The organism is Arthrobacter sp. NPDC057388 (genome assembly GCF_042668165.1).
Classification (GTDB): Bacteria; Actinomycetota; Actinomycetes; order Actinomycetales; family Micrococcaceae; genus Arthrobacter.
Genome location: NZ_JBHVBL010000025.1, coordinates 38563 through 54477 on the forward strand (window position 1 = coordinate 38563; position 15915 = coordinate 54477).

At 66.5% G+C, this 15915-nt stretch carries 16 protein-coding genes; 12 read left to right on the forward strand and 4 right to left on the reverse strand.

The annotated features are described in order from the left end of the window. Window positions 1–7: 7 nt before the first annotated feature. Complete coding sequence (locus ACFUTU_RS13245; protein WP_377964944.1) at window positions 8–805, forward strand: IclR family transcriptional regulator; 798 nt, start codon at window positions 8–10, stop codon at window positions 803–805. Window positions 806–871: 66 nt separating this feature from the next. On the opposite strand, the gene ACFUTU_RS13250 is transcribed toward ACFUTU_RS13245, so the two are convergent. The 3 genes from ACFUTU_RS13250 to ACFUTU_RS13260 form a co-directional block, all read right to left on the reverse strand. Continuing rightward, window positions 872–2224 (reverse strand): adenylosuccinate lyase family protein, encoded by a 1353-nt coding sequence (locus ACFUTU_RS13250; RefSeq protein WP_377964946.1) that lies wholly within the window; start codon window positions 2222–2224, stop codon window positions 872–874. Between the two features lie 11 nt (window positions 2225–2235). Beyond that, a complete protein-coding gene (locus ACFUTU_RS13255) occupies window positions 2236–3672 on the reverse strand; it encodes a cation:dicarboxylate symporter family transporter (protein ID WP_377964948.1) in 1437 nt (478 codons plus the stop codon). A 108-nt stretch (window positions 3673–3780) separates the two neighbouring features. Beyond that, window positions 3781–4503, reverse strand: coding sequence for a GntR family transcriptional regulator (locus ACFUTU_RS13260; protein ID WP_377964950.1), 723 nt, complete (start codon window positions 4501–4503; stop codon window positions 3781–3783). 93 nt (window positions 4504–4596) lie between these two features. On the opposite strand from ACFUTU_RS13260, the gene ACFUTU_RS13265 reads away from it, so the two are divergent. The 5 genes from ACFUTU_RS13265 (at window position 4597) to ACFUTU_RS13285 (ending at window position 8126) form a co-directional block, all read left to right on the forward strand. After that, complete coding sequence (locus tag ACFUTU_RS13265; RefSeq protein WP_377964952.1) at window positions 4597–5478, forward strand: aminoglycoside phosphotransferase family protein; 882 nt, start codon at window positions 4597–4599, stop codon at window positions 5476–5478. 84 nt (window positions 5479–5562) lie between these two features. Then, complete coding sequence (locus ACFUTU_RS13270) at window positions 5563–5808, forward strand: hypothetical protein (protein WP_377964954.1); 246 nt, start codon at window positions 5563–5565, stop codon at window positions 5806–5808. Between the two features lie 75 nt (window positions 5809–5883). Beyond that, window positions 5884–6288, forward strand: coding sequence for a VOC family protein (locus tag ACFUTU_RS13275; protein ID WP_377964956.1), 405 nt, complete (start codon window positions 5884–5886; stop codon window positions 6286–6288). A 19-nt stretch (window positions 6289–6307) separates the two neighbouring features. Next, a complete protein-coding gene (gene ppk2, locus ACFUTU_RS13280) occupies window positions 6308–7243 on the forward strand; it encodes a polyphosphate kinase 2 (RefSeq protein ID WP_377964958.1) in 936 nt (311 codons plus the stop codon). Between the two features lie 97 nt (window positions 7244–7340). Then, window positions 7341–8126, forward strand: a complete 786-nt coding sequence (locus ACFUTU_RS13285) for an alpha/beta fold hydrolase (protein WP_377964960.1) — start codon at window positions 7341–7343, stop codon at window positions 8124–8126. A gap of 30 nt (window positions 8127–8156) precedes the next feature. Here the strand turns inward: ACFUTU_RS13285 and ACFUTU_RS13290 are convergent, their stop codons facing one another. Beyond that, window positions 8157–8402 (reverse strand): hypothetical protein, encoded by a 246-nt coding sequence (locus tag ACFUTU_RS13290; protein WP_377964962.1) that lies wholly within the window; start codon window positions 8400–8402, stop codon window positions 8157–8159. A 121-nt stretch (window positions 8403–8523) separates the two neighbouring features. On the opposite strand from ACFUTU_RS13290, the gene ACFUTU_RS13295 reads away from it, so the two are divergent. The 6 genes from ACFUTU_RS13295 (at window position 8524) to ACFUTU_RS13320 (ending at window position 15866) form a co-directional block, all read left to right on the forward strand. Next, entirely contained in the window at window positions 8524–9768 is a 1245-nt protein-coding gene (locus ACFUTU_RS13295; RefSeq protein WP_377964963.1) for a hypothetical protein, read from the forward strand. A gap of 31 nt (window positions 9769–9799) precedes the next feature. Continuing rightward, on the forward strand, window positions 9800–10804 hold the full coding sequence (locus ACFUTU_RS13300; RefSeq protein WP_377964964.1) for a LacI family DNA-binding transcriptional regulator: 1005 nt from the start codon (window positions 9800–9802) through the stop codon (window positions 10802–10804). A gap of 199 nt (window positions 10805–11003) precedes the next feature. Continuing rightward, window positions 11004–12368, forward strand: a complete 1365-nt coding sequence (locus ACFUTU_RS13305; RefSeq protein ID WP_377964966.1) for an ABC transporter substrate-binding protein — start codon at window positions 11004–11006, stop codon at window positions 12366–12368. 18 nt (window positions 12369–12386) lie between these two features. Then, window positions 12387–13373 (forward strand): carbohydrate ABC transporter permease, encoded by a 987-nt coding sequence (locus ACFUTU_RS13310; protein WP_377964968.1) that lies wholly within the window; start codon window positions 12387–12389, stop codon window positions 13371–13373. Window positions 13374–13375: 2 nt separating this feature from the next. Beyond that, window positions 13376–14272 (forward strand): carbohydrate ABC transporter permease, encoded by an 897-nt coding sequence (locus ACFUTU_RS13315; RefSeq protein WP_377964971.1) that lies wholly within the window; start codon window positions 13376–13378, stop codon window positions 14270–14272. A 55-nt stretch (window positions 14273–14327) separates the two neighbouring features. Further along, window positions 14328–15866 (forward strand): alpha-N-arabinofuranosidase, encoded by a 1539-nt coding sequence (locus ACFUTU_RS13320; RefSeq protein WP_377964973.1) that lies wholly within the window; start codon window positions 14328–14330, stop codon window positions 15864–15866. Window positions 15867–15915 lie beyond the last annotated feature (49 nt).

Here is a 15915-nt window from a genome sequence, read left to right on the forward strand (position 1 = left end):
TGAAAGAATGACGGTCACTAATGCGCAGCCCGGCACTGCGGCGGACGACGGCGGCAAGCCCTCCAACATGCGCTCGCTGTCGCGGGCGATGGAGGTTTTCGCGGAGCTGCAGCGGGCCGACCGGCCCCAGCGGCTCAGCGATCTGGCGCGGAACTGCGGCATGAGCCTGCCCACCACGCTGCGTATCCTGCGGGTCCTGCAGGATTTCGGCATGGTCAGCCAGACGGACAAGACGTACCGGATCGGGCCCGCGGTGCTGCCGGCGGCGCGCAGCTACATCGAGAACGATCCCCTGGTGACGGCGTCCCGCCCGGTGCTTCAGCAGGTGGCGGCGCAGACCGGCATGACCGCGTCCCTTTATACGCGCCTCGGCTTCGAGCGCATCCTCGTGGCCCGCGTCGACGGTGACGCCCCGCTCCGCTATGACATGCCCCTGGGCAAGCGGCTGCCCCTCACGGTCGGCGCTGCGGGCAAGATCCTGCTGGCGGGCGCGCCGGACGGCCATCTCCAGGAGGTGGTGCAGGGGGCGGTGGCAGCCGGGCATGAAAAGCCCACCTTCAGCCTGGCCGAGCTCAAGGCGAGACTGCCCGAACCCGGAACGGATTACGCCTATTCGGCCGACGAGCGGGCCACCGGAGTGCTCTCGGTCGCGATCGCCATCAACAGGTCCGGGCTGCCCAGTGAATCGATAGCGCTGACCAGTCCCGTGGAAGCAGCCACCGAAGACGGGCTGAAGGCGGGCGTGCCCGAGCTGCGCCGCGCCGCAAGCCGGCTGGCCGAGCTGCTTGAGGGGACCGTCTACTGAAGTTAAACCGGCACGGCCGCCCCTGCTGCAGTGCGAGCAGGGGCGGCCGTGCCGTTCGTGCGTCAGTTAGCGGGTGCGGGCGGAGATCACCTGCTTGGTCATGGCGCCCGCGCTGCCGAGGTAGCCGGCCGGGTCGCACAGCTGTGTGATGCGTTCCGCGCCGAGGTGCTGGACCAGTTCGGGGTGCTTGAGGAGTTCGGATTCCAGTGTGGTGCGGTTTTCGATGGCGGTTTTGCAGGCACCGTAGATGACGTGGTGGGCTTCCTGCCGGCCGAGGACGGGGGCGACCGCCATCATGACCGCTTCCGAGACGATCAGCCCGCCGGTGATGGCGGTGTTTTCACGCATCCGGTCGACGTCGACCTCGAGGCCGGAGAGCATGAAGTCGGCCTGCGCCAGCGAGCTGGAGAGCAGCAGGAACGATTCCGGGATGGTGGCCCATTCCAGGTGCCAGGGCCCGGTGGCGCGTTCGAAGTCCTGCACCATGGCGTCGAACATCGTGGACGACTTGTCTCTGAGCATCTTGGCTGCCGCGAGCATCAGTTCGCAGGAGATCGGATTGCGCTTCTGCGGCATGGTGGAGCTCGCTCCGCGGCCCATGACGAACGGCTCGGCCGTTTCGCCGTATTCGGAGGAGCACATCAGCATGACATCCACCGCGATCTTGCCGAGGGAGCCGCCGATGTTGGCCAGCAGGGACACCAGTTCGGCCAGGCCGTCCCGCGCAACGTGCCACGTGATGTCGGGATCCGTCAGGCCGAGCTCAGCCGCCAGGGCCGCGCGGGTTTCCAGCCCTTCGGGTCCCTCGCCCAGCGAGGCGAGCGTGCCCGCCGCGCCGCCGAACTGGACCATGAGGTCGCGCTCGGTGGCCTGCGCCAGCCGGTCGGCCTGCCGGTCAAGGGAGGAAAGCCAGACGGCGCACCGGTAGCCGAAGGTCACCGGCAGGGCGTGCTGCAGGTGGGTGCGGCCGGCAGCGAGGGTGTTCATGTGGTTTTCGGCGAGCCGGGCCAGGGCCGCCCGGACGCCGTTGAGCTGTTCGCTGAGGAGGGCTACGCCTTCCTTGCACTGGAGCATCGTGGCCGTGTCCATGATGTCCTGCGTGGTTGCGCCCCAGTGGATGTAGCCGCCGTCGTCGCCGCACTGCTCGGCGAGCTGCTGCACGATCGGCAGGATGGGATAGCCGACGATTTCGGTTTCACGGCGGAGCCGGTCCTGGTCGAGTCCGGCGAAGTTCGCGGTTTCGGTGATACGCGCGGCGGCGTCGGCGGGGATGAGGCCAACGCGGGCTTCGGCGCGGGCGAGGGCCGTTTCGGTGTCGATGATGCGGCTGACGTAGGCGTCGTCGCTGAACACTTCCCGCATGCGGGCGGTGCCGAACATGTCGCGGAACAGCAGGGAATCGTAAACGGTGGAGCTCATGGGTGGATCCTTTACTTCGTGGAGGCGGTCGAGAGGCTGGGGGACTCGTGGTTGCCGGTGGCGGCCGGGTCGGGGGCATCAGTTCCTGCTCCCGGTGCCGCGCCGGCGCCCGACGCGGGGGATGCTTCCCTGGCTTCCTGGCGTTCCATTTCGGCGAGGAAGCGGGCTGGGTCAGCCAGCGCGCGGCGGACCTTGGGGACGTCCATTTCCTTGGTCATCTTGGAGACGACGATGGTGGCCACAACGTTGCCGAACGTGTTGCAGAAGGCGGTGGCGATGGACATGAAGCGGTAGACGCCGAAGAGGATCGCGACGCCCTCGAGCGGAAGATAGCCGGTGGCTGCGACGGTGGAGGCGAAGACGACGTAGGTGCCGCCGGAGACGGTGGCTGCGCCTTTGGACGTCAGCAGCATGATGGCCATCAGACCCAGCTGTTCGCCCAGCCCCATGTGAACGCCGAACGCGTTGGCCAGGAAGATGGTGCAAATGGACATGTACAGCGACGTGCCGTCCAGGTTGAAGGCGTAACCGGTGGGGACCACCAGCCCGACGCTCTGCTTTGAGCAGCCCATGGCAGTGAGTTTCTTCAGCAACCCGGGCAGCGCCGACTCGGAGGAGGCCGTGCCGAGCACCAGGGACATCTCGACCTTCACAAAGCGCAGAATCCGGAAGACGTTGAACCCGGCGATCAGGCAGACCAGGCCGAGGACGACGGTGATGAACAGTGCGACGACGGCCCAGTATTCGAGCACGAGCTGCGCCAGGGCCAGCAGCATGGCACTGCCGTTGGTGCCGACCGAGTAGGCGATGGCGCCGAACGCTCCGATCGGGGCGAGCTTCATGATTACGTTGATGAAGCCGAAGAACGCCTCGGAGACGGTGTCCAGGCCGCCCTGGATCCTGCCGAGGACGGCAGGCTTGAGGGTGAGCAGGCCTGCTCCGAAGATCACGGCCAAAATGACCACCTGCAGCAGCTGGCCGGAGGTGAAGGCGCCGAAGAAGTTGTCCGGGAAAATGCCGGTGAGGAAGCCGGCGAAGGAGTGGTCGCCCTCGGTGGCCGGAGGCTTGCCGCTGTTGGCGGTGAGCGCGCCGGCGCCCTCGCCGACGTGCAGCAGGTTGGCTGCGAGCAGGCCGAGGCCAAGGGCGAGCGTGGACACCACCTCGAAGTAGATGAGGGCGGTGAACCCGATCCGGCTGGCCTGCTTGAGGTTTCCGGCCGAGAGGATGCCGAGGACCACGGTCAGGAAGACCAGCGGGGCGATGCCCGCCTTGATCAGGGCCAGGAACAGGTCCCCGACGATCTTCAGCTGGGCCGAGAATCCCGGGAAGGCGAAGCCCACCACGATGCCGAGGGCCATGGCGATCATGACCTGGGCGCCCAGGCCCCGATACCAGGCTTTCTTGGGCCGGGGGGCGGCTGCTTCAAGGAGCTGTTCTTGCGACTTCATTGACGCCTCACTTGTCTAGACACATTTTCTGTCTAGACAAATGTGAGGCATGTCATCGGGTTCTGTCAAGGGCGCGCTGCGCGCGGAATGAAGTGGAAGGTGATTGAGTTAGCTGCGTTCCAGAACGGATTCGTAAACGAAACGGGATCCGGGGTGTGTGCTCACGGCGACGGCGAGGATTTCGCCGTTGGCATCGAGGTAGCGCCGAGTCAGTTGCAGGGCCACGGAGCCCGCCAGTTCGCCCAGCGCCTTGGCGGCGTCCTCGCCGAGCACTGTCGCCTTGATGTGCTGCAGCACGCGCTTTACCTGCCGGCCTGTGTATTCGGCCACCAGGTCGGCCACCAGGCGGTCGCTGTCCTTGAGTTCGTCTTGAATAAGGGCTGCATGCTCGGGGGAGAGGTAGACCTGGGCCCACGAGAGCGGGCGCCCGCCGTCGGCCGGCTCTTGCCGCGTGGATGTGATGCGGCTCCTGACCGTGCCCGCGGGCACGCCAAGGTCGTCGGCGAGGCCGTCGTCGACCGTGACCAGATCCGTTGCAAGGATGCTGCGCACCGCGGTCCGCCCGTACTGGGCAAGCTCCTCGATCGAGGAGAGCTTTGTATGGAACTCGTGGGCGGGCTGGAGCCGGACCACCCGCGTGCCCTGGCCTTTGCGCCGCGCGATCAGTCCGGCTTCCTCCAATTGCCGCAATGCTGCACGGAGCGTCTCCCGGGACACGCTGTACTTGGATGCCAGTTCCGGCTCGGAGGGGAGGAAGGCCCCGAGCTCCCACTGGCCGCCGGCGATCCGGGCCTGCAGATCCTCGGCGATTGCAATATACCTGGCAGCCACCGCTGGTCTTCCTCCCGATAAAGTCGATACTCTTGCACACAAGTCTAGACAGGTTGGAGGCCGTAGGCGCGGACCTCGCCTTAGGGAGTCTGAATGGCAGGAATGCCGCCGGCCACGGTGGAGGTGAGTGCCGCCGTCGTCCATGCCCTTCTGCGGGACCAGCGGCCGGACCTTGCCGGCCGACCCCTGGTGCGGGTGGCGAACGGCTGGGACAACGCGACTTTCCGGCTGGGTGGCGATCTGGCGGTCCGGCTGCCGCGCCGGGACGAAGCCGTGCCGCTGGTCCTGCATGAACAGAGGTACCTCCCAAGCATCGCCGCCCGCTCCCCGGTTCCGGTTCCCGAGCCTGTCCACGCCGGCCGCCCGACGCCGGACTTTCCCTGGCCGTGGAGCATCGTCCGGTGGGTCCACGGCATTCCTGCGGTTGACGCGGGCCTGGACCGGGGGCGCGCCGTGGATGGCCTGGCCGCCTTTCTGCTGTCCCTGCACGTTCCTGCCGAACCGGATGTGCCGGTGAACCCGGTCCGCGGGGTGCCGCTCATCGATCGGAATGCGGTGGTGCTGGAACGGCTCGGGGACCGGAAACGCTATCCCAGGGCGAGGGAGTTGACGGCGGTGTGGGCGGAGGCCTGCGCGGCTGCAGCCTGGGATGGTCCGGCGATGATGCTCCACGGAGACCTCCATCCGGCCAACATCCTCCTCGCAGCCGACGGCACCCTCGCCGGTGTAATCGATTTCGGTGATGTCGGGGCCGGGGACCCGGCGGTGGATCTTGCCGTCGGCTGGCTGATGTTCGACGCCGGCACCCGCCAGCGCTTCATCGGCGCCTTTGGATCCGGGCTGGACAGGGGCATGTGGGTCCGCGCCCGCGGCTGGGCCCTCGTCCTGTCCACCGCCATGGTGAGTAACTCCGACGACAATCCGCGGATGTTCTCGGTGGGGGAGTTCGGGATCGGGCAGGTCCTGGCAGGCTAAGGCGAGCGCCGGCCATATAACGAGTTGATAAGTTTGCTTATCGCTCCAGGTGAACGACCCTAAACTCGATTCATGGAACCGCTGGTGTCAATCATCTTGGTGTTCGCGGTTGCGCTGCTCTGGCTTACTGTTCCGGTCCTCCTGCTTTCGAGGATCAACCGCGACGAGCGGCGGGTCCGGAGGCAGCAGCGGAAGGCGCTGCGCATGAGGGAGCGTGAGAGCCACCGGAGCCACGTTCCGGAGCGCGCCGTTCTGGCCCGGAAGCGCGGGCTCAAAGCCGCGCGGCGCCGGTCCGAATCGAAACCGCCGGCGCGCCCGTCGCCGGGCTGAGCGTGTCCTTGCGCCTGCGGGAACGGACGATGAAGTTCGCGTCTCCGCTGGCCGCGCGGCGGTAGGGTGGGGCTCATGGAGATGCGCCTCGAGGTTGTGCAAGTGCCGGTCGCCGACGTGGATGCGGCGAAGTCGTTTTACGTGGAAAAGCTGGGTTTTGTCCTGGACCACGACGTGGAGCACATCCCGGGAATGCGGGTGGTGCAGCTGACGCCGCCCGGCTCCGCCGCCTCCATCGTCATCGGCACGGGCATGACCAGCATGCCGCCCGGGAGCCTCGAAGGGCTCCAGCTCGTTGTCCCCGACATCGACGCTGTGCGGGCCGAACTGCTTGACCGCGGCGCCGGCATCAGCGAGGTTCAGGACATGGGCGGTGTGCAGTTCGCCTTCCTCAGCGACCCCGACGGCAACCGCTGGGTCATCCAGGGCGCCACGCCTCCGGAGGTCAAGAGCGCGCACCTGGACACACCGGCCTTGTAACCGAAAGAAGGAGATCCGGATGGCGCAGTCCTCCAACCCCATGGTGCCGGGCGAAGACTGGTGGGTCCGGGAAAACCTCCGGCAGGCCATCGACGATCTCGTGGAGTCGGGGTACACAGTCAGCGGCGGGCAGGGCGATGATCCGGAGCTGATTGACCCGGGCGGATCAGCAGTGGAGACGTGGCGGGAGGACTACCCGTATGCGAAGCGGATGACCCGGCCGGAGTACGAGATGGAGAAATACCTCCTGCAGATCGAGCTGCTGAAATTCCAGTACTGGGGACAGGACAACGGGCTCAAGAACGTCATCGTGTTCGAGGGCAGGGACGCGGCCGGCAAGGGAGGGACGATCAAGCGCTTCACCGAGCACCTGGATCCCCGGTCGGCCAGGACCGTGGCGCTGGGGAAGCCGTCCGACCGGGAGCAGGGGCAGTGGTATTTCCAGCGCTACGTCCAGCACCTTCCGACGGCGGGCGAGATCGTGATGTTCGACCGCTCCTGGTACAACCGCGCCAACGTGGAAAAGGTCATGGGCTTCTGCACGGACGAGGAGTACCGCAGCTTCATGTGGCAGGTCCCGGAGTTCGAGCGGATGCTGGTGGACTCCGGAATCCACCTGAACAAGTTCTGGTTCTCGGTGACCCGCCGCGAGCAGCGCACGCGCTTCGCGATCCGGCAGATCGACCCGGTGCGGCGCTGGAAGCTCTCGCCCATGGATCTCGCGTCACTGGACAGGTGGGATGACTACACCGAGGCGAAGGAGCAGACGTTCCTGCGCACGGACACGGATGACGCGCCGTGGATCACCATCAAGTCCAACGACAAGAAACGCGGGCGCATCAACGCCCTGCGCTTCTTCCTCAACCAGTTCGACTACGAGGGCAAGGACACTTCCGTGGTCTACGAACCTGACCCGCTCATCGTGCGGCGCGGCCGCGATGCCGTGGGCGACTGATCCGGCCTGCCGGTCCCCGGCCGGTCGGCGGCCAGCTGGATCACAGCGATCGGGCCGGACCCTACCCTCCTGTAATCACAGGGCGTTACGATGCGGTGTGACTTTCACCCACGGATACGCATCCAACGGCGAGCTCCGCATGTACTTCGAGATCCACGGCGAGGCCGCCGGGGATCAGCCGCCACTGTTGCTGATCCCCGGCGGCGGATCCACCATCCAGACGAACTTCGCCAGCATCATCCCGCTCCTGGCCCGCGAACGTCAGGTGATCGCAGTGGACGAGGAAGGCCACGGCCGAACGGCCGCAACCGACCGGCCGCTTACGGCCGAAAACTCCGCCGGGGATGTCCTGGCGGTCCTTGACCAGCTGCAGCTGCACTCCGTGGACGTGCTCGGCTTCAGCGCCGGCGGCCACACCGCGCTCGCCCTGGCCATGCAGCACCCGGCCCGGGTTCGCCGACTCATTGCCGCCTCCACGTTCTTTAGCCGGGACGCCGTGCCGGACGAGTTCTGGGACGGCATGACATCTGCCACCATGGCCAGCATGCCTGGCGCCTACCAGGATGCTGACCGCAGCCTCAACCCTGACCCCGGGCACCTCGAGCGGCTGTTCGAGCTGGACCGGCAGCGCATCTCCGGCTTTCCGGGCTGGACCGAGGAGGACCTCGGCAAAATTACCGCGCCAACCCTGGTGCTCTGCGCGGACCAGGATGTGATGAGCTCCGAGCATGCCGTTCGCATGTCCCGAGCCATCCCGAAGGCCCGGCTCCTGATCGTGCCCGGCGGGCATGGCGACTACCTCGGCGAACTGGCCGCCAGCGACGGCGACCTCCGGGCCATGCACGCCACCCTTCCGCAGTTGCTGCGGTTCCTGGATGCCTGAGCTTGCGGGCACAGGAGGCGGGGCGTGTTCCTAATCCTGGAACCACGCCGGGGGACCGATGAGGTTGGGCTCAACCAGGTCCTCGTCCCCGGCGGCGCCATAACCCAGGGCCGCACGCCAGAACTCCATCACTGCAGGACGGTCTTCGGCGTCGAAAGCCAGCTGGACGTGCTGCACCGACGACGGATCCGCCTTCAGTCCAAGCGAAGCCGCGGCACCGGAATTCCGCGACGCCGTCGGCGGATGAGAACTCTGCGTCGGAATCGCTGTTGCCATGCCCCCACTATTCGGAGTCCGAGGCCAGCGGTCAATGGTCCTGCTCCCGTAGCAGTAGGCTTCTTTTGGTTGCTTCACGCTGGAGCACCACCCTTTGGGGAATGTGTTGGGGGAAAATTTCATGAAGTACCGCTGGGCCTCGGCTACTGCCACAGTCGGCGCAATCCTGGGTCTGGCAGCAGCGCCGGCTGTGGCGGCGCCTGATGAAGCAATCTACATTTACGGCACCCCCGTCCGGGTGGCCATTGCCGCAGACGGCACGGCCTACCTCGGCAATTACGGCCAGGGCGGCGGAGTCTTCGTGGTTCCCTCTGGCGGAACCAGGGCGTCACACACCATCAGCACCGGCGGACACCGCACCACCGGGCTGGCGCTCGGAGCGGACGGCGCGCTCTACGTGGCCACGGCTGACGGGACCCAGAGCGCCGTCGCGGTTGTCCCGGCCGGAGACGCAGCCGCGGCACGGACCGTCTCGGTGCCTCCCGGGCTCCACCCGCTCGCAGCCGGGCCCGACGGAACGGTTTACGTGGCCAACCCCGGCGGGGACACGGTCTCAGTGATTGCACCGAACGGGACTGCGGTGGACCGCACCATCAAAGTCGGAGCGGGACCCGCGGAAATAGCGGTAACGAAGGACGGGACTGCGTTCGTGACCAGCCAGACCGCCGGAACTGTCTCGGTGATCCCGCCCGGCGCGGACACCGTCTCGAAGACCATCGAACTGGTCTCGGACACTGGTACGTCCCAGGAACCGCACGGCATCGCGGCCGGACCTGACGGAACCGTGTACGTCGCCACCATCAAGCCCAGTGAGATCGCCGTCATCAAACCCGGCGCGGACACTGTGGCTGAGCGCATCTTTGTCGGGGGCGGGCCGCAGGACGTCGCCACCGCACCGGACGGCACGCTGTATGTGACGAGCCTGCTGACCCGGAAGCTGTCGGTCATCCGTCCGCACGCCAAAGACGTGGCGGGCTCCATCCCCACGGACGGCGGTCCAGGCCACCTGGCGGTGGCCCCGGACGGGTCCGCCATCGTGATCAGCCCCGCCACGTCACTGCCGGGCGACGGAGCCGTGGTCCGCTACTTCGCGGCCGCCCTGGCAGCGGCGTCGCTGGGTTCGACGGCGGCAACACCGGCCGCGTCCGTAGGTTCGACGGCGGCACCTCCCTCTGCAGCTGCAGCCAGTAACCCGGGAACACAGCCAGGCGCCGGTACCCCCAGCGCCCTGCCCGCCAGCTTTTGGTACGCAGTGCCCGTCTGGGCGGCGGCCGCCGTCGTCGCCCTCGCGGTCTGGATCCTGGTGAAGGGTCGGCGCCGGAGGGCCGGGCTGGCTGGCGCCGCCAAGCGGGGTAGCGCACTGTAACATCGTTCACATCCGTCTTGAAAGGGGAGCAGTGCGCGCAACGGTCAAGGACGTCGCGCGCCGTGCCGGCGTCTCACCCAAAACTGTGTCGAACGTGATGAACGGCGTGGTGCCGGTCAGCGGTTCCACGCGGCTCAAGGTGGAACAGGCCATCCTCGAGCTGGACTATGTCCCCAACCTCTCCGCCCGGGGGCTGCGTAACGGCAGGTCCGGCGTTATTGCCCTGGCACTGCCGGACCTGGCGACGCCGTACTCCGCCGAGATCGCGCACAACGTGGTGGAGGTCGCGCACGAACAGGGCTGGAGCGTCCAGATTGAGGAAACCGGTTCCGACCCCCGCCGGGAATACGAACTGATGTCCCGCGCGCGCTCCAACCTTATCGACGGGCTGATTCTCAACCCCGTGGTACTGGATGAAAGCGCCGTCAAGGTAGGCGTCTCCCTGCCCCCGGTGGTCCTGCTGGGCGAGGTCTCCCAACAGCTGGCAGACCGTGTTTGGGTGGACAGCGTTGCCGCCGCCCGCGACATGACGCTGGCGCTGGCCCGAACCGGCCGGCGACGCATCGCGGTGCTTGGCACAGCTGAAGGCCGGCACTCGGCCGCGGCCGTTCTGCGCACCCGCGGCTACTTGGCCGCCCTCGATGAGCTCGGTATCGACCAGGACCACGCGCTGCTGATCCCCTGCGAGAAATGGACACCGCAGACGGCTGCTGACGCCCTCGCCTCCTGGCTGGACTCGCACCCGCTGCCGGACGCGCTGTTCTGCTTTACCGATTCCATGGCCATCGGCGCCCTCAGCGTGCTGTGGAAGCGGGGGATCAGGGTTCCCGACGACGTCGCAGTGGCGGGCTTTGACGACATCGCCGACGGGCAATATGCCGTTCCGTCCCTGACTACCGTCTCCTTTGACAAACGACTCGTGGCCCGGGAGGCCTTGCGCCTCCTCACCGAACGGATGGCCGACCGCGGCGGCGAGCAGCGCGTGGTCACGGTCGATTACAGCATTGTGGAGCGGGACAGCAGCACTTCCAGCTAACCGGGACCACCAGCTAAGCGAGACCCCCGCATCACATTGTTGGCGCTAACAATTTTCTCTTGTGCCGTCTTTTACAACGATGTAATGTGAGGTCTGCGTCACACACCAGCCTTCACGGACCCGGGGAAGCAGACAACCGAAACGGCTGGCACGGCGCCCTCAGGACTACTTTCAGCGGACCCATCCAAAGGAGTGACGGGTGAAGCAGTTTGATTTTTTCGCCGACAGGCAGCTGTCCGGCAGGCAGCTGTCCGGAAAACAGGTGTCCCGGCGGCAGTTACTGGCAGGAACGGCCGCCTTCGGCAGTCTGCTTGCCGCGGCCGGGCTAACGGGCTGCGGCGGGACGGCCTCCGCGGCGGCCGTGCGGGACATTGCGTTCTGGCATCTGCTGTCCGGCGGTGACGGCATCAAGATGCAGGCCATGATCAGTGCGGCGAACGCGGCCAACCCCGCCTTCAAAGTCCATCCGACCGTCCTGGCATGGGGCCCGCCCTACTATACGAAGCTGGCCATGGCGTCCGCCGGCGGCCGCCCGCCGGAACTGGCCATCATGCACGCCAGCCGGGTCCCCGGCTACGCGCCGGGCGGACTTATCGACCCGTGGGACATGTCCCTGCTGGCGGAGCACGGCGTGACGGCGGAAAGCTTCGCCCCAAGGATCTGGGACAAGAGCCAGCACGACGGCAAGGTCTTCTCCATCGCCCTGGATTCCCACCCCTTCGTCATGTTCTACAACACCGATATTGCCGGTAAAGCAGGGGTACTCGCCGCCAACGGCCAGTTGCAGGAGGTGACTTCCCCGCAGGACTTCCTCGCCGTGGCCCGCGAGATGCAGAAGGTGACGCAGGCGCACGGTCTGTCCTTCGGCTACCTCGGCAGCGGATCTCAGATGTGGCGCTTGTTCTACACCCTCTACAAGCAGCACGGCGCGGACATGGAGCTGACTCCCGGCCAGCCGATGAAGGCGGACCGGGATGCCGCCGTCGAGTCCCTGGAATTCATGGCCTCGCTGTTCGACGACACCGTTGCCGCAAAGAGCGGGGACATCGGCACCGGCATCGCGGAGTTCGCCCGCGGCGGTTCGGGGATGCTGTTCAGCGGCGTCTGGGAACTCCCCACGTTCAAGAAGGCGGAGTTGCCTGTCGATGCCGCCACCATCCCCACGCTCTACGGGACCCCGGCATCGTACGCGGATTCGCACTCCTTCGTCCTGCCGCGGCAGCTGAACGTCGACGACGCGAAGCGGCGGGACGTGTACAAGTTCGTCAGCGACATCCTCAAAGGATCGCTGTCCTGGGCCGAGGCCGGCCACATTCCGGCTTACCAGCCCATAGTGCAGTCACAGGCATACCGGGACCTCACCCCCCAGATCCACTACGCCAACGCGGCAGACATCATCACCTACGACCCCGAAGCGTGGTTCAGCGGTTCGGGCTCGGACTGGCAGACGTACTTTGCGGAGAACGTGCAGAACGTACTCCTGGGCCGCGACAAGGCGGCCGACGGATGGGACGCCTTTGTACGGCGCACCAACACCCTTCTTTCCCGGCCCAACCCGGTCTGAGCGACAAAGGAGTCACCGATGAGTTCCTTAGCAACAACCCAAGGCGCCGGGCAGGAGGCACAATCCCTGCCCGGCCGGCCAGGTCGAAACCAGCCCCGCAGAAACCCGGCCCTGAACAACCCTGCCCAGGCCAGTCCCCGCCGGACCCGGGACAACCTCAACGGCTGGGGGTTCGCCGCACCGTTCCTGGCCTTTTTCCTGGTGTTCCTTGTCTGGCCCCTGCTGTACGGCCTGTACATGAGCCTCACCGGCAAGTCACTGACGGGAGCCAACGACAGCCTGATCGGCCTGGCCAACTACGCCGAGGCCCTGGCCGACGCCGACATGTGGCACTCCCTCGGCAACACGCTTTACTTCACGGTGATCAGCACGGTCCCGCTGGTGCTCGTGGCCCTTGTCATGGCAGCGCTGGTTAACGTCGGGCTGCCCGCGCAGTGGCTGTGGCGGCTGTCCTACTTCGCCCCGTACCTGCTCGCCTCCACGGTGGTCTCGCTCTTCTTCTCCTGGATGTACAACCCGCAGCTGGGTCTGATCAACGATTCGCTCGCGAAGGTCGGGCTGCCCAGGGTGGCCTGGCTGAACGACCCGAACGTGGCCATGTGGGCCATCGTCATCGCCACCCTCTGGTGGACCGTGGGGTTCAACTTCCTGCTGTACCTGGCCGCCATGCAGAACATCCCCGCCCAGCACTACGAGGCGGCGTCCCTGGACGGCGCCGGAGCCTGGCGCCAGTTCTTCTCCATCACCCTCCCGCAGCTGACCCCGACCACCGTGATGATCGTGCTCCTGCAGATCCTGGCCTCGCTCAAAATCTTCGACCAGGTCTACCAGATGACGGCCGGCGGCCCCGCAGGCTCCACCCGGCCCGTGGTGCAGTACATCTTCGAAACCGGGTTCACCGGCTACCGGCTGGGCTACTCCGCAGCCATCTCCTACATCTTCTTCGGGCTGATCGTGGCCGTCTCGGTCATGCAGTTCTTCATCACTCGCCGCAGGAGTGCATAACCATGGCAACGCAGACCCTCACCCGCCCCGCGCTTCGCACCCAAGCCGCCGCAAACCCCCGCCAGCCCCGGAAGAAGATGACGGCCGGCAGGGCCGCCGTCCTGGCGGTGGCCGCGATCCTGGCAGTCCTCTGGCTTGTCCCTTTCGCCTGGGCAACGGTCACCGCTTTCAAGAGCGAAACGGACGCCGCAGCGCCGAAAGTCAGCTGGATCCCGCCGTCGGGCTTTACCGCCGACGCGTTCATCAAGGTGTTCCAGGACGGCAACATCCCGCTGTGGACGTGGAACTCGCTCTACACCTCCGCCGCCATCACCGTGATCACGCTGGCCATCTCCGCGCTGGTGGCCTACGCCCTGTCCCGTATCGACTTCCGCGGCAAGAAGGTGCTGATGACGGTGATCATCGCCTCCATCATCATTCCGCCGCCGGTGCTGATCATCCCGCTGTTCTACCAGATGGTGGCGCTGCACATGATCGACACCTCGTGGGCCATCATCCTGCCGCAGGTCATCCACCCGGCCATGGTGTTCGTGCTCAAGAAGTTCTTCGACCAGATCCCGCGTGAACTCGAGGAAGCCGCGGTGATGGACGGCGCCAGCCGGATGCGGATCTTCACCCAGATCATCCTGCCGCTTTCACGCCCCATCCTGGCCGCCGTCGCGATCTTCGTGTTCATCAGCGCCTGGAACAACTTCCTCTGGCCCTTCATCTCCACCAACGACGGCTCCATCCTGACCCTGCCGGTGGGGCTGCAGACCATCAAGAGCGCCTATGGCATCCAGTACGCGCAGAACATGGCCTCGGCGCTGCTCGCGGCGCTGCCGCTCATCCTCGTCTTCCTGTTCTTCCAGCGCCAGATCATCAAGGGCGTTGCGACGACGGGACTCGCCGGCACCTGACCCGGCACCCCCGCTTTTCCAACAGTTTTGAACCACAACCAAGGAGATACCCCACATGTCCCGCGCAAGGATCACCCTCGACCGCGACTTCACCATCGGGGAAGTACCCCGCCGCCTCTTCGGCTCCTTCGTTGAGCACATGGGCCGCTGCGTCTACACCGGCATCTACGAGCCCGGCCATCAGGAGTCCGACGAGAACGGCTTCCGGCAGGACGTACTCAAGCTCGTCAAGGAGCTCGGGGCCACCGTCATCCGCTACCCGGGCGGCAACTTCGTTTCCGGCTACAACTGGGAGGACGGCATCGGCCCGCGGGAAAACCGCCCCCGCCGGCTCGACGGCGCCTGGCACACGCTTGAGACCAACGCCTTCGGCCTGCACGAGTTCGTCGACTGGTCCCGGCAGGCCGGCACCGAAATCATGGAGGCCATCAACCTGGGCACCAGGGGAGTGGACGCCGCCCGTGAGATCGTTGAGTACGCCAACCACCCGGGCGGCACCTACCTGTCCGACCTGCGCGCCAAAAACGGGCACAAGGACCCGTTCAACATCAAGCTGTGGTGCCTCGGCAACGAGATGGACGGGCCGTGGCAGATCGGCCACAAGACGGCCGAGGAATACGGCCGGCTGGCCCAGGAAGCCGCCAAGGCGATGCGCTTCGTGGACCCGGACATTGAACTCGTGGCCTGCGGCAGCTCCAACTCCGGCATGCCCACCTTCGGTGCCTGGGAGCAGACGGTGCTCACCCACGCCTATGAGGAGGTGGACTACGTCTCGCTGCACGCCTACTACCAGGAACACGACGGCGACGCCGGCAGCTTCCTGGCCAGCGCCGTGGACACCGACTACTTCATCGAATCCGTCATTGCCACCGCCGACGCCGTGCGCGCCAAGGGCAAGCACAAGAAGCACATCAACCTGTCCTTCGACGAGTGGAACGTCTGGTACCAGCGCGGCCTCGACACCGAGGACCAGCCGCACAACGTCACCAAGGCGGGCTGGCGCGAGCACCCCCGGGTCATCGAGGACAAGTACAACGTGACCGACGCCGTCGTCGTCGGAACCCTGCTCAACTCGCTGCTCCGCCACGGCGACCGGGTCAAGATCGCCAACCAGGCGCAGCTGGTCAACGTGATCGCGCCGATCTTCAGCGAGGAAAACGGCCCGGCCTGGCGCCAGACCATCTTCCACCCCTTCGCGCGCATGGCCGAACTGGCGAAGGGCCAGATCCTGCGCCTGTCCGTCGACTCGGACAAGTACAGCAACGCGCGGTTCGGCGATACCGACCTCGTGGACGTCAGTGCCACATGGAACGAGGAAACCGGCCGGGTGGCGCTGTTCTTCGCGAACCGCGGCCTGGAGGAGGCGGCCGACGTCGAGGTGGCACTGCGCGGCTTCGACGCCCGGCAGGTCGTGCGGGCCGAGGTTCTGGAAATCCCGGAGGGCGGGGACCGCTTCACCATCAACAGCCAGGGCAGCCCGGACCGCGTGGGCCTCAAGCCGCTGCAAGGGGCCAAGGCCAGCGGCTCCGAGCTGCGGCTGAACCTCCCGGCGCTGTCCTGGGCCGTCGTCGAGGTGGAGGTGGCTAAGAACTGACCCTGGAGCAGGCCTGATCTGACCAGTGGGCGTTATGTACATCCGTACG